Consider the following 15,261-nt stretch of genomic DNA (forward strand, 5'->3'; position numbering starts at 1 on the left):
ACGATCTGCTTCGCATCCTCCGCATTCGCCTCGTTCAGCCCATCGGGAAGATCGGCGCGCCAGACGATCGAGACGTCGGCGTCGGCGCGCGTCTCGCCGTGCAGGAAAAGCGGAGATAGGGGTCGGGCGACGGACGCGGATTGATCATGACGAAAAAGCCGACGTCGGCCGTACGCAGAACGAGCGCGTTCTTCTGCTCTGCGTTCGCGTCACGAAGAGCCTCGGGGTTTTCTTTTGTCAGCCTGTCGAAGGCGTCGGGACCGAAATCCACATGCGGCGCCCCGCCGGCCGTCGTCGTCTCCGCGACAGAGATCAGCCCGTCCCAGGCATTTTTTTTCGAACGGTCTCCGTAGATCGCGTCGGGCTTGGCGCTCTTGCCGACCTCAGCCGTCGCCGCGATGATCGCGCCTTCCGTCTCGCCGCGTTCGCCCGCCCGGTCGAGGCGGCCGAAGCGCTGGCGCAGGGCGTCGAGCGGCGCGATCTGCACGACCATCGCGTCGAAATCATAATCGGCGCCGACCTCGAGACATTGCGTCGCGACGACGAACAGAGACGGTTCGCCCATCAGAGCCGCTTTCTGACGGTCCTCGTCCTTGCCCTCGAGTCGCACGCGATGCTTGTACGTCAATTCGTCGCGCGCGAACGGACGCGTGCGGCCCGTCAGCAGAACGACAGCGTCGTTCCCTTGCCGCACCGCCAGTTCATCGCGAATGGCGCGCGCGAGTGAAACGCGATTGACGATGATCGCAATCGTCGCGCCGCCCCCTTGGTCGGCAAGAGCGATGGCGCGCTCGACGAACAGCGCGACATGTTCCTTCGATCCCGGCGCGACCTTCTCCTCGGCGAGCTCGACACGTTTTTTCGCACGCAATCGGCGCGCGATCGTCTCTTCCTCGCGTTCGGAGTCGCGCAGCGAGAAGACGTTTTCCGCGTTGCGCGGAGTCGCCGTGAGGGAACAGAAGGACCAGGGCAGGCCGAGTCCGCCTTCTTCTTCGCTCCGCGCCTGCAAGCGGCGCACGCCCGCGAGCGTCTGGCGGAAGGGTTCGGAGAGATGCGCCTCGTCGAGCAGCAGCAGCGCGTCCTGTCCGAGCAGCCCGGCGTGAACCGGCGCCATGCTCGGCGAAACGCCATAGCCACGAAACAGCAGCCGCGAGCCGAGCTGGTCGATCGTCGTGCAGAGGATCGTCGGCCGGTCGGGCGCCTGAGCCCAATCGTCCTCGCACGGAATTCCGCCGCGCAATTGCGCGACGTGCGGCGCCCCGCCGAGCGCGTCCGCGACGCGACCGAGAACACCATCTTTCGCTTGCGCCAATGGACGGCGCAGCCTTTCGGCGCGCGAGAACGCCTGATCGACGATGACGCGGCGATCGACGACGAGGACGATGCGCATCGGCGCGCGACGCGGCTCCGCTCCGCCGGCGCGCCGCCGATCCAATTCGAGCGCGAGATGAAACAGCGCGATGTCGATGACCGCCGTCTTGCCGGCGCCGTCATTCGACAGGACGGGGTTGTCGTCGGCGAACATTGCCGTCGCTTCGGACGCGAAGAAACAGCCTATAATCCTTGGCATTACGTGCCTGTCCTTGCGAAGAAGCCCGGCGCTCTGCGCAATGGCGCGCCGTTCAAGGACTGGGTCCTTCCCGCCGCTATGGAAAAAATCCGGCGCAAGCTCGCCGGCTCGGCCAATGGCGATCGGCAGATGGTGAAAATCTTCGCCGCCGTTCTCGACGACGGGCTGCCGGCGGTCGAGGCCGCCTGCGCCGAAGCGCTGGATCAGAGCGTTCACTCCGCCGACGTCATTCTGAACATACTCGCACGGCGCCGCGATCCCGGTCCGCCAGTGACCATCCTCACGCCGGACGCGCTGCGACTGAGGCGCGCGCCGCGCGCCGACTGCTCGAGATACGACCAACTGAGGAGGTCCGGATGATGATGGAGCGCACGCAAATCTTCGATATGATGGGAGAGCTGAAGCTCTTCGGCATGAGGAGCGCTTACGATGAGACGCCGGGGGTCGGCTCGAGCGGCAACACGAGCCGCCGCAGATCGTCGGGAGCCTGCTGAAGGCGGAAATCGCCGAAAAGCAAGCGCGCTCGATCAAATATCAGATGACGATCGCCAAGCTTCCTCTGGCCAAGGACATCGACGACTTCGACTTCGAAGCCGCCGACGTCAATGAGATGCTGGTTCGCGATCTCGCCGGCGGCGTCTTCGTCGCTCATCAGCGCAACATCGTGCTCGTCGGCGGAACCGGCACCGGCAAGACTCATCTCGCCATAGCCATCGCGCGATGCTGCATCCGCGTCGGCTTGCGTGGCCACTTCTTCAACACCGTCGACCTCGTCAATCGGCTGGAGGCGGAAACACGTGCCGGACGTCAAGGTCGCATGGCCGACTATCTCACGAGAATGGACTTCGTCATTCTCGACGAGCTCGGCTATCTGCCCTTCGCGCAAGCGGGCGGACAATTGCTGTTCCATCTCGTCAGCCGGCTCTACGAGCGCAGCTCGGTGATCGTCACGACCAATCTCGCTTTCGGCGAATGGCCGAGCGTCTTCGGCCACGCCAAGATGACGACGGCGCTGCTCGACCGCCTCACCCATCACTGTGACATCGTCGAGACCGGCAACGAAAGCTGGCGTTTCAAGAACCGGGCCTGAGGCGGTCATCCGGTCGAGCCGCCGCGGTTGTCGGCGTAACTGCGGTCGGGCTACGCCCGCCCTCCGTCACGCCGACAACCGCGGAAAGCGCACACTCGAAAGGGGTCCCTTTTGGATGCAAATATGGGATCCCGTTTCAATGCCGTTTGACACCGGCGCCGGAAGGCGAAATCTCTTGGCTCGCCTTTCGCATTTTCGGATGAGAAAGGCTTTCACATGTCCCATTTCGATCCGCCCTTTATCAACCCCGTTCAAGGCGAGTTGCCGCTGCACGCGCCGCCGGCCTCGAGCGACGAGACGCTCGTTCCGGCCCGCATGATCAACGAATGGGTCTATTGCCCGCGTCTCGCCTTTCTCGAATGGGCGCATGGCGAATGGGCGGGCAGCGCCGATGTCGCCGCCGGCAGGCGCGCCCATCGCGACCGAGACCGGCCGCGCGCCGGCCTTGCCTGCGCCAGACGCGCTCGACGATCGTAAGCCCTTCACGACGCGCCGCCTGTCGCTCGCCTCTGAGCGGCTCGGCCTCGCCGCCGAGATCGACGTGCTCGTGGCCGACGACGGTCGCGTCGTTCCGGTCGATGTCAAGGTCGGCAAGCGCCCGCATGTGGCGGAGGGCGCCTATCTGCCCGAGCGCGTGCAAATCTGCGTGCAGGGGCTGCTGCTGCGCGACGCCGGCTATGTCTGTGACGAGGGCGCGCTCTGGTTCGCCGAGAGCCGCGAGCGCGTGCGCGTCGCTTTGGACGAGGAGTTGATCGCGGCGACCCTGCACGCCGCCTCGGAGCTGCGGCTCGCCGCCGCCTCCGGCCGCATGCCGGCGCCGCTCGATCATTCCCCCAATGTCCGCGCTGCTCGCTGCTGCCGATCTGTCTGCCGGACGAAGTGTACTGGTTTCGCAAGGGCGCGCTGCCGCGCACGCCGCCCCCGCCGGTCAGCCCCGCCTTGCCGATGTACGTCCAGACGCCGGGCGCGCGCATGACGAAAAAAGACGCGACCCTGGTCGTGGAGGTCGAGGGCGAGAAGAGCCGGCGCGTTCCGCTCGACGAGATTTCCGAATTGGCGCTCGCCGGCCCCGTCGCCCTCACGACGCCCGCGATGCACGAGCTGCTGCGGCGCGACATTCCCGTGGCCTGAATGTCGTCGGGTTTCTGGTTCCTCGGCTCGACCGGCGCGCAGGGGCCGCGCAGCGCCGCCGTGCGCACGGCGCAATACGCCTGCGCCCGATCCTGCGCGACGCCTCGCTTTCGCGCGTGATCTCGTCAACGCCAAGATCCGCAATCAGCGAACGATGCTGCGCCGCAAATGGCGCGGCGCTCACGTCTTTTCCGCCACGGCGGTCGCCGGCGCCAGCGGCGCGGCGTCCGCCGTCTGCGGCGAAGCCGCGCGGCGGCGGGCGTCGGCGACGGTCGCGGCATAGAGCGTCTCGGGCTCGTGCAGGCCGACGCCGAGCAGCGCGCGGCGCACATTGGGCCGCGCCCCGGCGACGCAGACCGTCACGCCCGAGCGCCGCAGACGCGCGACGAAGGCTTCGAGCGCCCGCGCCGCCGTGCTGTCGATGAGCGGCGTCTCGCTGAAATCGAAGATGAAGACGCGCGGATAGCGGCCGATCTCGTCCAGCGCCGCGCTCACCGTCCCCGAGGCGCCGAAGAAGATCGCCCCGCTGATCTTATAGACCATGACCTCGGGGTCGGAGGCCGCCGTGGCGTCATAGGCGACGCGCGTTCCGCCATAATCGTCGGCCTGGTCCTCGTCCAGGAAGGCTTCGCCGGTCTGCACCTCGACGGTCTCGGCGAGACGATGCAGGAACAGAAAGGCGCCGAGTGTCACGCCGACGCCGATGCCGATGGCGAGATCTTCGAAAATGGTGAGCAGGAAGGTCGCGAGCAGCACCAGCGCGTCGCCGCGCGAGGACCGGAGCAGCGCGACGAACTCCTTCTTCTCCGCCATGTTCCAGGAGACGACCGCCAGCACGGCGCCGAGCGAGGCGAGCGGAATGTAAGAGGCGAGCGGCGCCGCGACGAGCATGAAGCCGAGCAGGAAGACGGCGTGCAGCATGCCCGCGACCGGCCCGCGCGCGCCGCTGCGCACATTGGTCGCGGTGCGGGCGATGGTTCCCGTCACCGGCATGCCGCCGAAGACGGTGGCGGCGATGTTGGCGACGCCCTGGGCCGCCAGTTCGCAATTGGAGCGATGGCGCCGTCCGCTCATGCCGTCGGCGACGACCGCCGAGAGCAGCGATTCGATCGCGCCGAGCATGGCGATGGTGAGCGCATCCGGCAGCAGCGCGCGCATGGTCGAGAGATCGAGCGTGGGAAACGCCGGAGCGGGAAGCGTCTGCGGCACGCCGCCGAAGCGCGTTCCGATCGTCTCCACGGGAAGATGCAGCAGCGCCGTCGCCGCGGCGCAGAGTCCGACGGCGATCAGCATGCCGGGCCAGGCCGGCCGAAACCGCCTCAGGGCGAGAATGACGAAGACCGCCAGCGCCGAGAGCGCCGCGGTCGCCGGCTTCGCCGCGCCGATCGCGCCCGAGATCGCCACGAGCTTGGGCGCGAGCGCCGCCGGCTCGTTCTGGAGATCCAGGCCGAGCAGATCCTTTATCTGGCTCGCGAAAATGATGACGGCGATGCCGGCGGTGAAGCCGACGGTCACCGGAAAGGGAATGTATTTGACATAGGCGCCGAGCCGCAGAAGCCCGGCGGCGAGCAGGACGACGCCGGCCATCAGCGTCGCAGTCGCGAGACCGGAATAGCCATGACGCTCGACGATAGAATAGATGAGGACGATGAAGGCGCCGGCCGGACCGCCGATCTGGAAGCGGCTGCCGCCGAACGCCGAGACCAGAAAGCCGCCGACGATCGCCGTATAGAGGCCGCGGTCGGGCCCGAGGCCCGAGGCGATGGCGAAAGCCATGGATAGCGGCAGAGCGACGATGGCGACGGTCAATCCGGAGATCGCGTCGGCGCGCAGATCGGCGAGACGATAGCCCTCGCGCAGAATAGTCACGAGCTTCGGAGTGAACAGCTCCACGAAAGTCGGCTGCCGAAAACGTCTATCTCTCATCGAGACTCCTCGGGCGCAAGGAGCGGCGGGATCGTCGGCGCGAGGTCGGCGGTCGTCGTCGCGGACTATTCGGTCGCAGGCGCGTTGCGCGATCCGGCGCGGCGCAGCCGCACGCCGCGGCCCGCCCCTTCGCTCCGGGCGTTCTCGCCGATCAGCTCGACGCCCGCCTCGTTCAGCGCCTCGACCACTTTGGTGAGCGTGTCGACCATGCCGCGCACATTGCCCTCGCTCGCCTCCATGCGCTGGATCGTCGGCAGGGAGACGCTAGAGAGCTCGGCCAGCTTCTTCTGATCGATGCCGAGCAGAGCTCTCGCAGCGCGCATTTGGGCGGCGGTGATCATTTCACAGGCTCACGTGTACCCTATTAGCAGAGATGTGTCAGATCCACAATATGATGCTCTAAACATCATACTTTCACATTCGCACATGCGAAATGCGCGGCGCGGCGCCGTCCTCGCTCATTCGGCGCGCCCATGATAGCCTCGAACTCATGAACAAACCGGTTCGAATGGACGAAAGCTGGAAGCTCCGCCTCGCCTCCGAGTTCGACCAGCCCTATTTCGAGGAGCTGCGCCGCTTCGTACGCGCGGAATATGAGAAGGGCCCGGTCTATCCGCCGGCCAAGCAGATTTTTCGCGCCTTCGACGAATGCCCGTTCGACGCGGTCGAGGTGGTCATTCTCGGCCAGGATCCCTACCACGGTCCCGGCCAGGCGAACGGGCTCTGCTTCGCGGTCGAGCGCGCAGTCGCGCCGCCGCCCTCGCTGCAGAACATCTTCAAGGAGATCGAGGACGATCTCGGCCGAAGCGTTTCGCGCGACCCCGACCTCTCGCGCTGGGCGCGCCAGGGCGTGCTGCTGCTCAATGCGACTTTGACGGTGCGCGAGGGCGCCGCCGGCTCGCATCAGGGCAAGGGCTGGGAGCGCTTCACCGACGCCGCGGTCGCGGCGCTCTCGCGCGAGCGCAAGGGGCTCGTCTTCCTGCTGTGGGGCGCCTATGCGCGGCAGAAGGGAGCGGGCGTCGACCGCCGGCGGCACCTCGTCCTCGAATGCGCCCACCCCTCCCCGCTCTCGGCGCGCAACGGTTTCTTCGGCTGCCGGCATTTTTCCAAGGCCAACGCCTATCTCGAGGCGCGCGGAGCGCCGCCGATCGAGTGGTGAGGCGCATCCCGTCATTCGAGAAGCGTAGCGACGAAGCAATTCAAGAGCCGCCCCACGGCTGAAGGATTGTTTCGCTTCGCTCGCGATGACGGTCAATTCGCCGGCGGGCGCCGTTTGGCGAACAGGCCGACGATCACGGCGCGCGCGACATGCTCGGCCATGCATTGGTAGCCGAGATCGTTGAGATGGAAATTGTCGCGCGCCATCAGCTGCAGATTGGCGCGGTTCTGGGCGATGAAGCGCATCGCGTCGTAGCGGCGCACATAGGCGACGTTCTCGGCCGCGGCGACACGCTGCAGCGCGTCGCGAATGGCGAAATACTCGCTGTCGCGCGAGAACCGCGAGCTGTATTGCAGCCCGACGAGCACAGTGTCGACCTCGTTGTCCTTCAGCCAGCGGATGGTCGAGCGCACGGTCGCCTCGAACTCCTCGGGCGCGATGCGGACGAGCGCGTCATTGGTGCCGAGCTGCCAGAGCAGGAGATCCGGCTTTTCGAGAGCCACCTCGCTCTTGATCCGCTCGGCGGCGACCGCCGCGACCTCGCCGGAAACGCCGCGATTGGCGATGACGACATCGACATCGGCGAGCGCGCCCTCGAGAATCGTCTCGAGCTGCGCCGGATAGGACTTCGCCTCCGAGGACGCGCCCACGCCCGAGGTGGAGGAGGAGCCGATCGCCACGATGCGCAAGCGTCCCCGCCGCAGGGCCGCGACCACGTGCGGAAGCTGGGCGGGCGCGGCGATGTCGCCCGCCGGCGCCTCGCAGGCCGGCGACAGCGGAGGCGGCGCGACCGGCGCGGCGGCCTCCTGCGCGCAGCCAGCTGCTGCCCACGCGCCCAGAACTAGGCCGCAGAGGCTTTCAATGATTTTGCGCGCAACCTGTCTCGCCATTCCGAGGCCCATGCCGCCGCTCCCATGGAGCAGACGCCGAAGATAACGATGGCGGCGTCGGTGACAATACCGCCGCCCGTCACGAAGCGGATGATCTGCCCCGCGAGACTGAGCAGCGAGGCGGCGCAGAACACATTGAGCGAATTGCGCCCGAGCAGCGAGAGGAAATCGCAGCAACGCGGCGCCCATCGGGCGAAGGTCGGATAGAGGCCGGCGAACAATGCGACGAGAGCGAGGCTGTGCAGGAGCCGCGCCGGCGACAGATAGGTCTTGTCGAACATGAAGAACAGCTTGGGCTCGGGCAGATTGATCGGGTCGGGCGAATAGTCGAGCCGCGCCGCGGCCGCGCCGAGAACGAGAATGGGAATGGCGACGAAGCGTAGCACGCGCAAGCGCCGGCGCGCGAAGCCGCCGACGCCGTCCTCGCCCGCGAGCAGAAAGCCGAGGACATAGATGAACTGCCAGGACAGAGGATCGAAGAACCAGACGCCTTGGCTCGGCCATGTCGAGAAATTGAAGCCGGACGCGAGCGCGGTCACATAGATCGCGAGCGCGACGAGCGGCAGGGCCGGCGGCGCATGGCGATGCGCGAGCGCGATCAGCGGCGAGACCAGCAGCAACACGACATAGAGCGGCAGAATGTTGAAATAGCCGAGCTGATGGGACAGCGTGACGAGCCCGACATGCGCTCGCACGGGATCGTAGAAAATGCTGGACGCATTGTGCCAGTCGAGCAGGAAGGGCGCGTCGAGCAGGATCGAGGCGGCCGCGAGAAGCGCAATAGCGGCCTCGGTAAGGATGAGCTGCGCGACATAGACGGTGAAGGCGCGGCCCTCGAGCCGAAAGAACAGCCAACGCGCCGACAGGCTCGCGGCCGGGCCGTCGACCAGCTTGCGCAGCGCCCAGCCGGCGAGGAAGACGAACAGCTCGGCGGAATCGGAGAGCGACAGATTGCGGAAGGTGAAGCGCTCGAAGAACACGCCGGGAATATGATTGACGAAAATGGTGACGAGCGCGAAGCCGCGCCAGAAATCGATCTCGTTCGGCTCCCGCATGCGCGTTTCGGCGCTCCGTCTCTTCTTCTCGCCTGTCGTGCGCGAGAAGCGCCCGCCCCGGCCTCCAGATCGGCCCCGTGCGCGCCGCCCCGAATCGGACTGCCGAGCGACGGCGACCCTGTGTGCGCCGATTGTCGTTTTTTTGGCAATGACACTCCAGCTCAAGGAGAGCCGCGCGCACGCAAATGGGCGAGCACGCGCGCGGCCGCCGCTTCGCTCGGGCTCGCGCCGCCGGAGAGGATCAGCGCGCGCGCGCGAGACAGACCACGGCGCTGGGCTTCGCGCTCCGGTCCGCCGTCGAGAAGCGGAGAGAGAGCCGCGGCCAGCGCCTGCGGCGTCGCCGCCTCTTGCAGGAATTCCGGCGCGATCCGCTCGCCGAGCACGAGATTGGGCAGAGCGAAACTGTCGACTTGCACCAGGAATTTCAACCGCGCCTCGATGGGCGCGACCTTGTAGGCGACGACCATGGGCGTTCCGGCCAGCGCCAGCTCCAGAGTGACGACGCCGGAGGCCGCGAGCGCGGCGCGGGCGCCGCGGAAGGCCCCGTATTTTTCGGCCTGCGTCAGAAGGCGCGGTCGGATCGGCCAGGACGCCAGCCCGGCTCGGATCTCGGCCTCGACATTCGGTACGACCGGCAGAACGGCGTCGAAGGGGCCGCGGCGCGCCAAAATCGCGAGCGTCTCGCCGAACGCCGACATGAGGCGCGCGACCTCGGCGCGGCGCGAGCCGGGCAATACGACAAGCAGCGGCGGCGAGGCCTCCCGCCGAACCTCGTCCTCGGGCGCGGGCGTCAGCTCGGCGAGGCGATCGATCAGCGGATGGCCGACATAGGCGCAGGGCGGGCCGCCGAGCCGCCGGAACGACGCCGGCTCGAAGGGCAGAACCGCGAGCGCCTCGTCGACATAGGCGCGCATCGCGCGCGCGCGCCAGGGGCGCCAGGCCCAGACCGTCGGCGCGACATAATCGACGATTCGGATTTCCGGCCGCGCCCGCCGCACGCGCCGCGCCACCCGATGGGTGAAATCGGGCGCGTCGATCAGCACGAGAACGTCGGGCTCGGCCGCCAGGACGGCGCGGGCGGTTTCGTTCATGCGCGCGATGAGAAGCGGCAGCCGGCGGAGCACCGGCGCCAGCCCCATCACCGCGATGTCGCTCATGGGAAACAGGCTCGCGAGCCCCTCCCCCGCCATCGCCTCGCCGCCGACGCCCGAGAAGCGGACATCCGGCCGCGCAGCGCGCAACGCGCGCATCAGCAACGCGCCGAGCAGATCGCCGGACGGCTCGCCTGCGACGAGGAAGAGGCGTGGAGCCGCCGCCACGCCGCTAGCCCCTCCGGCGCGGCGCGCAGAGCGGACGCTCGCGCTCCGCGTGCAAGAAGCCGATCAGCGCCTCGACATCGGCGTCGCCGGAAAAATCGCGCGCGGCGCTCTCGATCCGCTCGGCGAGGACCCCCTGCCCGGCCTCGTCGGAAAACAGCAGCCGAAAGGCCGCGCGCAGCGTCGCGAGGCGAGCGTCGGAGAAGCCGCGCCGCTGCAGGCCGACCAGATTGAGGCCGAAGAGATGGGCGCGATTGCCGCCGGCGAGGCCGAAGGGAACGAGATCGCCCTCGAGGCCCGAAAGACCGCCGACATAGGCGTGCGCGCCGATCCGCACATTCTGATGCACGACGCTCGCGCCGCCGACCGCCGCATGATCGCCGATCTGCACATGGCCGCCGAGCAGGACCTGATTGGCGAGCACGACGCCTGCGCCCAAGCGGCAGTCGTGCCCGACATGCGAATGAGCGAGAAAGGCGCAGCCGTCGCCGATCCGCGTCTCGCCGCCGCCGGCGCGCGTGCCGGCGTTGAGAGTGACGCCCTCGCGGATGACGCAATCGGCGCCGACCACGAGCGCGCCGGCCGCTCCCTTGGCTTTCAGATCCTGCGCCGGCGCGCCGATCGAAGCGAAGGGATGGAGGATGGTCCGCGCGCCGATCCGCGTGCGTCCCGCGACGACGACATGGGAGAGGAGCGTGACGCCATCGGCGAGCTCGACGCCCGCGCAGACGTGGCAGAAGGGACCGACGGCCACGCCCTCGCCGAGCCGGGCCCCGCTCTCGACGATTGCACTGGGGTGAATGCGCGGGCTCATCTTCCGCCTGGAACGCGCTTCAGCCGGCGACCTTGGCGCTGACCTCGGCCTCGCACGCCAGAGCGCCGTCGACCAGGGCGCGGCCCGAATACCAGACGAGGTCCCGCCTCTGCGCCGTCTTCGTCATATGAAACTCGATGCGGTCGCCGGGCTGCACCGGACGGCGGAACTTGGCCTTGTCGATCGTGACGAAGAAGACGCTGCCCGGACGCTCCAGCGAGGGCCGCGCGTTCAGCGCGATCGCGCCCGCCGTCTGCGCCATGGCCTCGATCAGCAGGACGCCCGGAAAGATCGGCCGCTCGGGAAAATGCCCCTGAAATTGCGGCTCGTTGACCGTCACATTCTTGACGCCGATCCCGAAGCGGTCGCCGTCGACGTCGACGATTCGGTCGATCAGCAGAAAAGGATAACGATGCGGCAGCAGCTGCATGATCCGCGCAATGTCGATCGTCGCGCGCGTCGTCGCGGTGTCGTTCATTTTCTTGGTCCTCCCCTCCGGCGCCGGCGTCTTGCGGCCGACTTTCCGTACGATTGCTCCGGGCGCGCCTCAGCGCTCCGGCCGCCCGCCGTCACGCCGGGCGAGCCGGTCGAGCAGCAGTTCGCCGCGCAGATGGCGGCGCGCCGGCCGCGCCGGAGCGCCGCTCAGACGCGCGAACGGCGGCGCGTCGCGCGTCACGCCCGATTTGGCGGCGATCTGCGCGCCCTCGCCGATGGTCAGATGGCCGCCGATCGCCGATTGGCCCCCGAGCGCGACGAAATCGCCCAGCTCGCAGGAGCCGGCGAGGCCCGATTGCGCGACGATGACGCAGCCGCGCCCGATCACGACGTTGTGGCCGATCTGCACCAGATTGTCGATCTTCGTTCCCTCGCCGATGATCGTGTCGCGCGTCGCGCCCCGGTCGATGGTGGTGTTGGCGCCGATCTCCACATCGTCCTGGACGATGACGCGGCCGATCTGCGGCGCCTTTACGTGACCGTCGCGCGAGAGAACGAAGCCGAACCCGTCCTGCCCCAGCCGCGCGCCGGGATGGATGATGACGCGGTCGCCGATCAGAGCGCAGAGGATGCTGACCCCCGCGCCGATCGAGCAACCGCGGCCGATGCGCACGTCCGGGCCGATCACCGCCTGCGGACCGATGACGCTGCCCGAGCCGATCTCGGCGCGCGGGCCGACCACGGCGCCGGGGTCGACAATGACGCCCGGCTCGAGCCGCGCCGAGGGGTGCACGACCGCGCCGGGGGAGACGCCGCTCGAGGCGAACAGCGACTGCGGCCGCAGAGCGTCGGGGAACAGCGCCGCCACGACCTTGGCCATCGCCTCATGCGGCTGCGCCACGACAAGGCCTGCGACGCCCGGCGGGAGGGCGGGAAGGTCGCGCGCGCGCAGCAGGCAGGCCGTGGCGCGGCAGAGCCGCAGCGCTTCGGCATAGCGGGACCTGCCGTCGTAGAAAGAGAGATCGCCGGCGTGAGCGTGGTCGAGCGCCGCGACGCCCACGATGACCGCGCCCTCCCCCGCATCGGGTCGCGCGAGGCGCGCGCCGGCGATCCCGGCGGCCTCCGCCAGACTCGAGGGTCGGTCGAGACGGAAGAATCCGCCCGCGCTCATCGCTCGTCCTCCCGATCGAAACAATCGCAGCCTTATTCGCGGAGAGCCTCGCCGCGCCCGTTCCGCCGCCGCGTCCCACGAAGAGAAATCCCCGGGCCGTCCCTCTCGGGCCGCCCGGGGATTTGAGAAAATCTATCCGGCGCGCGACGCGCGCGAAAGACGAGGACTTCAGAAATTGGCGCCGCCGGAGAAGCGGAACCGCTGTGTCACATCGCCAAAGGCCTTGGACAGCACCACCGCATAATCGAAGCGGATCGGACCGAGCGGCGACTGCCAGAGCGCCGAGGCGCCGACGGAGGAGCGGATCTGCGCCTGGTCGCCGGAGACGATGATGCAGGTGCCCTGGCTGTAGCTGGGCGGCGTGTAGGGATAGACGCAGGGCAGGTTCGCGACGCCGAACAGCGACTGGCTGAAATTGGTCTGTCCATCATAGCCCCACAACGTGCCGGCGTCGGCGAACAGAGCGCCGCGCAACCCGATATCCTTGGGCAGGCCCCAGATCGGGAACTGCACCTCGAGCGAGGCTCCGAGATAATTCGTGCCGCCGAGCGCGTTGCCGTAATAGCTCGTCCAGTTCGAGATATCGCGCGGACCGAGGCCGCCCGGCGCGAAGCCGCGAACCAGCGTCGGGCCGAGATTGAAATTATCGACGACGCGGAACTTGTAGTCGCCCAGGCCGAACATGTTGCCGCCCTGCACGCGCGCGATGCCGACGACATCGTCGAGGAACGGCAGCTCGTGGAAATAGCGGATGTCGCCGGTCGTGCGCACATAGCGGCTGACGCCGCCGAGGCCGGCGATGTCCTGCGACAGCGTGGCGTGCACGCCGTTCTTCGGATTGCGCAGATTGTCGAGCGAATTGTACGACAGCGTGTAGCCGACCAGCGACGTGAGCCGCGAGCCCTGCGATTCCTTGATCGCCAGCGACGCCTCGCCATTAGTCTGACAATTGTAATAGAGGCCGACGTCGGCGGGCGTCGGCGCGAAGACATAGCCATAGCCGGGCGTGTAGCCCCATACCGGATACTGACAATCGTTGAAGGGACGACGGCTGTTGTTGGGGATCGAGATATCGGTGTTGTAGATCGAATAGCGCGGCGAGAAGCTGATCTCCTCGGTGATCGGCACGCCGAAGCGCAGCGTGCCGCCGATCGAGGTCGTGCTGTAGTAGGAGTAGTAATAGGCGTCCGACTTCTTGGCGAAGATGTCGAAGCCCGCCGAGAGGCGCTGATCGAGGAAATAGGGCTCGGTGAAGCTGAAGCTGATGCCGCGCGCGCGCTGACCCGCCTGCAGCGACACGCGCGTCGCCTGGCCGCGGCCCATGAAATTGCTCTCGGACACCGACACTTCGCCGATGAACCCTTCGATCGTCGAATAACCGCCCGAGATGCCGAAATTGCCGGTCGCCTGATCCTCGACGTCGACATTGATGACGACGCGGTCGGGCGAGGAGCCCGGCTCGTTGGTGACGCGCACTTTCTTGAAGAAGCCGAGGCCGTTGAGCCGGCGCTCCGCGCGGTCGACCAGCACGCGGTTGTAGGCGTCGCCCTCGCCGATCTCGAATTCGCGGCGAATCACATAGTCGCGCGTGCGCGTATTGCCGCGAATGTTGATGCGCTCGATGTAGACGCGCGGACCCTCGTCGACGACGAAGCGGATCGCCACCGTCTGCGCCGCCGGATTGCGCTCGCCGCGCGGACGCGCCTGCGAGAAGGCGTAGCCCTTCTTGGCGATCTCGCGCGTCAGCGCCTCGACCGTCTTCTCCACCGCGTCGCCATTGTAGATGTCGCCGGCCTCGATGCGCAGGTCGTCCCGCAGCGACTGCGGATCGATGTCGGGCAGATGCGATTCGATGTCGACGGTGGAGACGCGATATTGCGGCCCCTCCTCCACGACGATGGTGACGATATAGCCGCCCTGCGCGGGATCGAACACGGCGTCGGAGCTGACGACATGGAAATCGGCGTAGCCGTTCTTCAGATAGAATCGCCGGACCAGTTCGAGGTCGGAGGCGATGCGGTCCGGATCATAGACGTCGCTCGTCTTCAGGAACGACAGGAAGTTCATCTCCGTCGTCTCCATCAGATCGACGAGACGACCGGTGGAGAAGACATTGTTGCCGACGAATTTGACTTCCTTGACGCCGGTCTTCTCGCCTTCCTCGACGGTGAAGACGACGTCGATGCGGCCGTTCGGCAATTCGACGGTGCGATAGGTGATCTTCGCGCCGGCGCGACCCGAGCGCTTGTAGATCTCGAGAAGGCGCGCGATATCCTGCTCGATGACGGTCTTGTTGAAGGAGCCGTGCGCGCGCGTGCGCACTTCCGAGGTCAGAGTCTCGGTCTTGACCTTGCTGTTGCCCTCGAAGACGACGCGATTGATGAGATTGGTCTCGGACACGCGAACGACGACGCGTCCACTCTCGCGCGACGCCGACACGCTGGAGAAGCGGCCGCTATTGCGCAGCGCCTGCAGTCCCTGCTCGATCTCCTGCGGGCTCGTGCCGGCGAAATAGGAGCGGATCATGTCCGCGTCGCCGCGCGTGTTGCCGACGACGACGATCTCCTCCGCATAGGCGGGGCGGACCAGGACGAGGACGACCGCCATCGCGGCCAAGACACAGGAACGTTTCCAGAAAGCCTCGATGGACTGCATCATAAATCCTAGGTCCTCGTCGCCGCGTCTGCCGCCCGAGAAGCGGCGC

The 15,261-nt window shown here is 67.5% G+C and carries 13 protein-coding genes and 2 pseudogenes; 5 read left to right on the forward strand and 10 right to left on the reverse strand.

What is annotated here, in order from left to right:
* Positions 1 to 34: 34 nt before the first annotated feature.
* Positions 35 to 1,570 carry a hypothetical protein gene (locus AC6IW9_RS18735; RefSeq protein ID WP_497766040.1) on the reverse strand — a complete coding sequence of 512 codons (1,536 nt, stop codon included), beginning with the start codon at positions 1,568 to 1,570 and terminating at the stop codon, positions 35 to 37.
* On the opposite strand from AC6IW9_RS18735, the pseudogene AC6IW9_RS18740 reads away from it, so the two are divergent.
* The 4 genes and pseudogenes from AC6IW9_RS18740 to AC6IW9_RS18755 all read left to right on the forward strand — a co-directional run.
* Positions 1,457 to 1,930 (forward strand): annotated as a pseudogene (locus AC6IW9_RS18740) (IS21 family transposase); the annotation flags it as partial. The gene AC6IW9_RS18735 and the pseudogene AC6IW9_RS18740 overlap by 114 nt on opposite strands.
* Before the next feature lie 2 nt (positions 1,931 to 1,932).
* Positions 1,933 to 2,660 (forward strand): annotated as a pseudogene (gene istB / locus AC6IW9_RS18745) (IS21-like element helper ATPase IstB).
* Positions 2,661 to 3,051: 391 nt separating this feature from the next.
* Positions 3,052 to 3,636: a CRISPR-associated protein Cas4 gene (locus AC6IW9_RS18750; protein ID WP_497766043.1), complete on the forward strand. Its 585-nt coding sequence runs from the start codon at positions 3,052 to 3,054 to the stop codon at positions 3,634 to 3,636.
* Positions 3,633 to 3,791 carry a CRISPR-associated endonuclease Cas1 gene (locus AC6IW9_RS18755; protein ID WP_497766046.1) on the forward strand — a complete coding sequence of 53 codons (159 nt, stop codon included), beginning with the start codon at positions 3,633 to 3,635 and terminating at the stop codon, positions 3,789 to 3,791. Before AC6IW9_RS18750 ends, AC6IW9_RS18755 begins: the two co-directional genes overlap by 4 nt.
* Positions 3,792 to 3,971: 180 nt before the next feature.
* On the opposite strand, the gene AC6IW9_RS18760 is transcribed toward AC6IW9_RS18755, so the two are convergent.
* Entirely contained in the window at positions 3,972 to 5,717 is a 1,746-nt protein-coding gene (locus tag AC6IW9_RS18760; RefSeq protein WP_497766048.1) for a SulP family inorganic anion transporter, read from the reverse strand.
* 65 nt (positions 5,718 to 5,782) lie between these two features.
* Complete coding sequence (locus AC6IW9_RS18765; RefSeq protein WP_497766050.1) at positions 5,783 to 6,058, reverse strand: helix-turn-helix domain-containing protein; 276 nt, start codon at positions 6,056 to 6,058, stop codon at positions 5,783 to 5,785.
* Between the two features lie 149 nt (positions 6,059 to 6,207).
* On the opposite strand from AC6IW9_RS18765, the gene ung reads away from it, so the two are divergent.
* On the forward strand, positions 6,208 to 6,876 hold the full coding sequence (ung, locus tag AC6IW9_RS18770) for a uracil-DNA glycosylase (protein WP_497766052.1): 669 nt from the start codon (positions 6,208 to 6,210) through the stop codon (positions 6,874 to 6,876).
* Between the two features lie 92 nt (positions 6,877 to 6,968).
* Here ung and AC6IW9_RS18775 read toward each other — a convergent pair whose 3' ends face one another.
* The 7 genes from AC6IW9_RS18775 to bamA form a co-directional block, all read right to left on the reverse strand.
* Positions 6,969 to 7,766: an SGNH/GDSL hydrolase family protein gene (locus AC6IW9_RS18775; RefSeq protein WP_497766054.1), complete on the reverse strand. Its 798-nt coding sequence runs from the start codon at positions 7,764 to 7,766 to the stop codon at positions 6,969 to 6,971.
* Positions 7,718 to 8,821, reverse strand: coding sequence for an OpgC family protein (locus AC6IW9_RS18780; RefSeq protein WP_497766057.1), 1,104 nt, complete (start codon positions 8,819 to 8,821; stop codon positions 7,718 to 7,720). The genes AC6IW9_RS18775 and AC6IW9_RS18780 overlap by 49 nt, the downstream gene beginning before the upstream one ends.
* A gap of 161 nt (positions 8,822 to 8,982) precedes the next feature.
* Entirely contained in the window at positions 8,983 to 10,140 is a 1,158-nt protein-coding gene (gene lpxB, locus AC6IW9_RS18785; RefSeq protein ID WP_497766060.1) for a lipid-A-disaccharide synthase, read from the reverse strand.
* A 4-nt stretch (positions 10,141 to 10,144) separates the two neighbouring features.
* Positions 10,145 to 10,951 carry an acyl-ACP--UDP-N-acetylglucosamine O-acyltransferase gene (lpxA, locus tag AC6IW9_RS18790; protein ID WP_497766063.1) on the reverse strand — a complete coding sequence of 269 codons (807 nt, stop codon included), beginning with the start codon at positions 10,949 to 10,951 and terminating at the stop codon, positions 10,145 to 10,147.
* A gap of 19 nt (positions 10,952 to 10,970) precedes the next feature.
* Positions 10,971 to 11,429, reverse strand: coding sequence for a 3-hydroxyacyl-ACP dehydratase FabZ (gene fabZ / locus AC6IW9_RS18795; protein ID WP_497766065.1), 459 nt, complete (start codon positions 11,427 to 11,429; stop codon positions 10,971 to 10,973).
* A 69-nt stretch (positions 11,430 to 11,498) separates the two neighbouring features.
* The gene (gene lpxD / locus AC6IW9_RS18800) at positions 11,499 to 12,557 is read right to left on the reverse strand and encodes a UDP-3-O-(3-hydroxymyristoyl)glucosamine N-acyltransferase (RefSeq protein ID WP_497766068.1); all 1,059 of its coding nucleotides are present in this window, start codon (positions 12,555 to 12,557) and stop codon (positions 11,499 to 11,501) included.
* Positions 12,558 to 12,725: 168 nt separating this feature from the next.
* The gene (gene bamA, locus AC6IW9_RS18805; protein ID WP_497772557.1) at positions 12,726 to 15,212 is read right to left on the reverse strand and encodes an outer membrane protein assembly factor BamA; all 2,487 of its coding nucleotides are present in this window, start codon (positions 15,210 to 15,212) and stop codon (positions 12,726 to 12,728) included.
* Positions 15,213 to 15,261 lie beyond the last annotated feature (49 nt).

This window comes from Methylosinus sp. shoA (assembly GCF_059718125.1).

Coding starts and splice junctions, on each gene's coding strand:
- AC6IW9_RS18780 (WP_497766057.1), bottom strand. CDS start 8,821: ATGCGGGAGCCGAACGAGATCGATTTCTGGCGCGGCTTCGCGCTCGTC.
- AC6IW9_RS18755 (WP_497766046.1), top strand. CDS start 3,633: ATGACGAAAAAAGACGCGACCCTGGTCGTGGAGGTCGAGGGCGAGAAG.
- ung (WP_497766052.1), top strand. CDS start 6,208: ATGAACAAACCGGTTCGAATGGACGAAAGCTGGAAGCTCCGCCTCGCC.
- AC6IW9_RS18760 (WP_497766048.1), bottom strand. CDS start 5,717: ATGAGAGATAGACGTTTTCGGCAGCCGACTTTCGTGGAGCTGTTCACT.
- lpxA (WP_497766063.1), bottom strand. CDS start 10,951: ATGAGCCCGCGCATTCACCCCAGTGCAATCGTCGAGAGCGGGGCCCGG.
- AC6IW9_RS18750 (WP_497766043.1), top strand. CDS start 3,052: ATGTCGCCGCCGGCAGGCGCGCCCATCGCGACCGAGACCGGCCGCGCG.
- bamA (WP_497772557.1), bottom strand. CDS start 15,212: ATGCAGTCCATCGAGGCTTTCTGGAAACGTTCCTGTGTCTTGGCCGCG.
- fabZ (WP_497766065.1), bottom strand. CDS start 11,429: ATGAACGACACCGCGACGACGCGCGCGACGATCGACATTGCGCGGATC.
- lpxD (WP_497766068.1), bottom strand. CDS start 12,557: ATGAGCGCGGGCGGATTCTTCCGTCTCGACCGACCCTCGAGTCTGGCG.
- AC6IW9_RS18775 (WP_497766054.1), bottom strand. CDS start 7,766: ATGGCGAGACAGGTTGCGCGCAAAATCATTGAAAGCCTCTGCGGCCTA.
- AC6IW9_RS18735 (WP_497766040.1), bottom strand. CDS start 1,570: ATGCCAAGGATTATAGGCTGTTTCTTCGCGTCCGAAGCGACGGCAATG.
- AC6IW9_RS18765 (WP_497766050.1), bottom strand. CDS start 6,058: ATGATCACCGCCGCCCAAATGCGCGCTGCGAGAGCTCTGCTCGGCATC.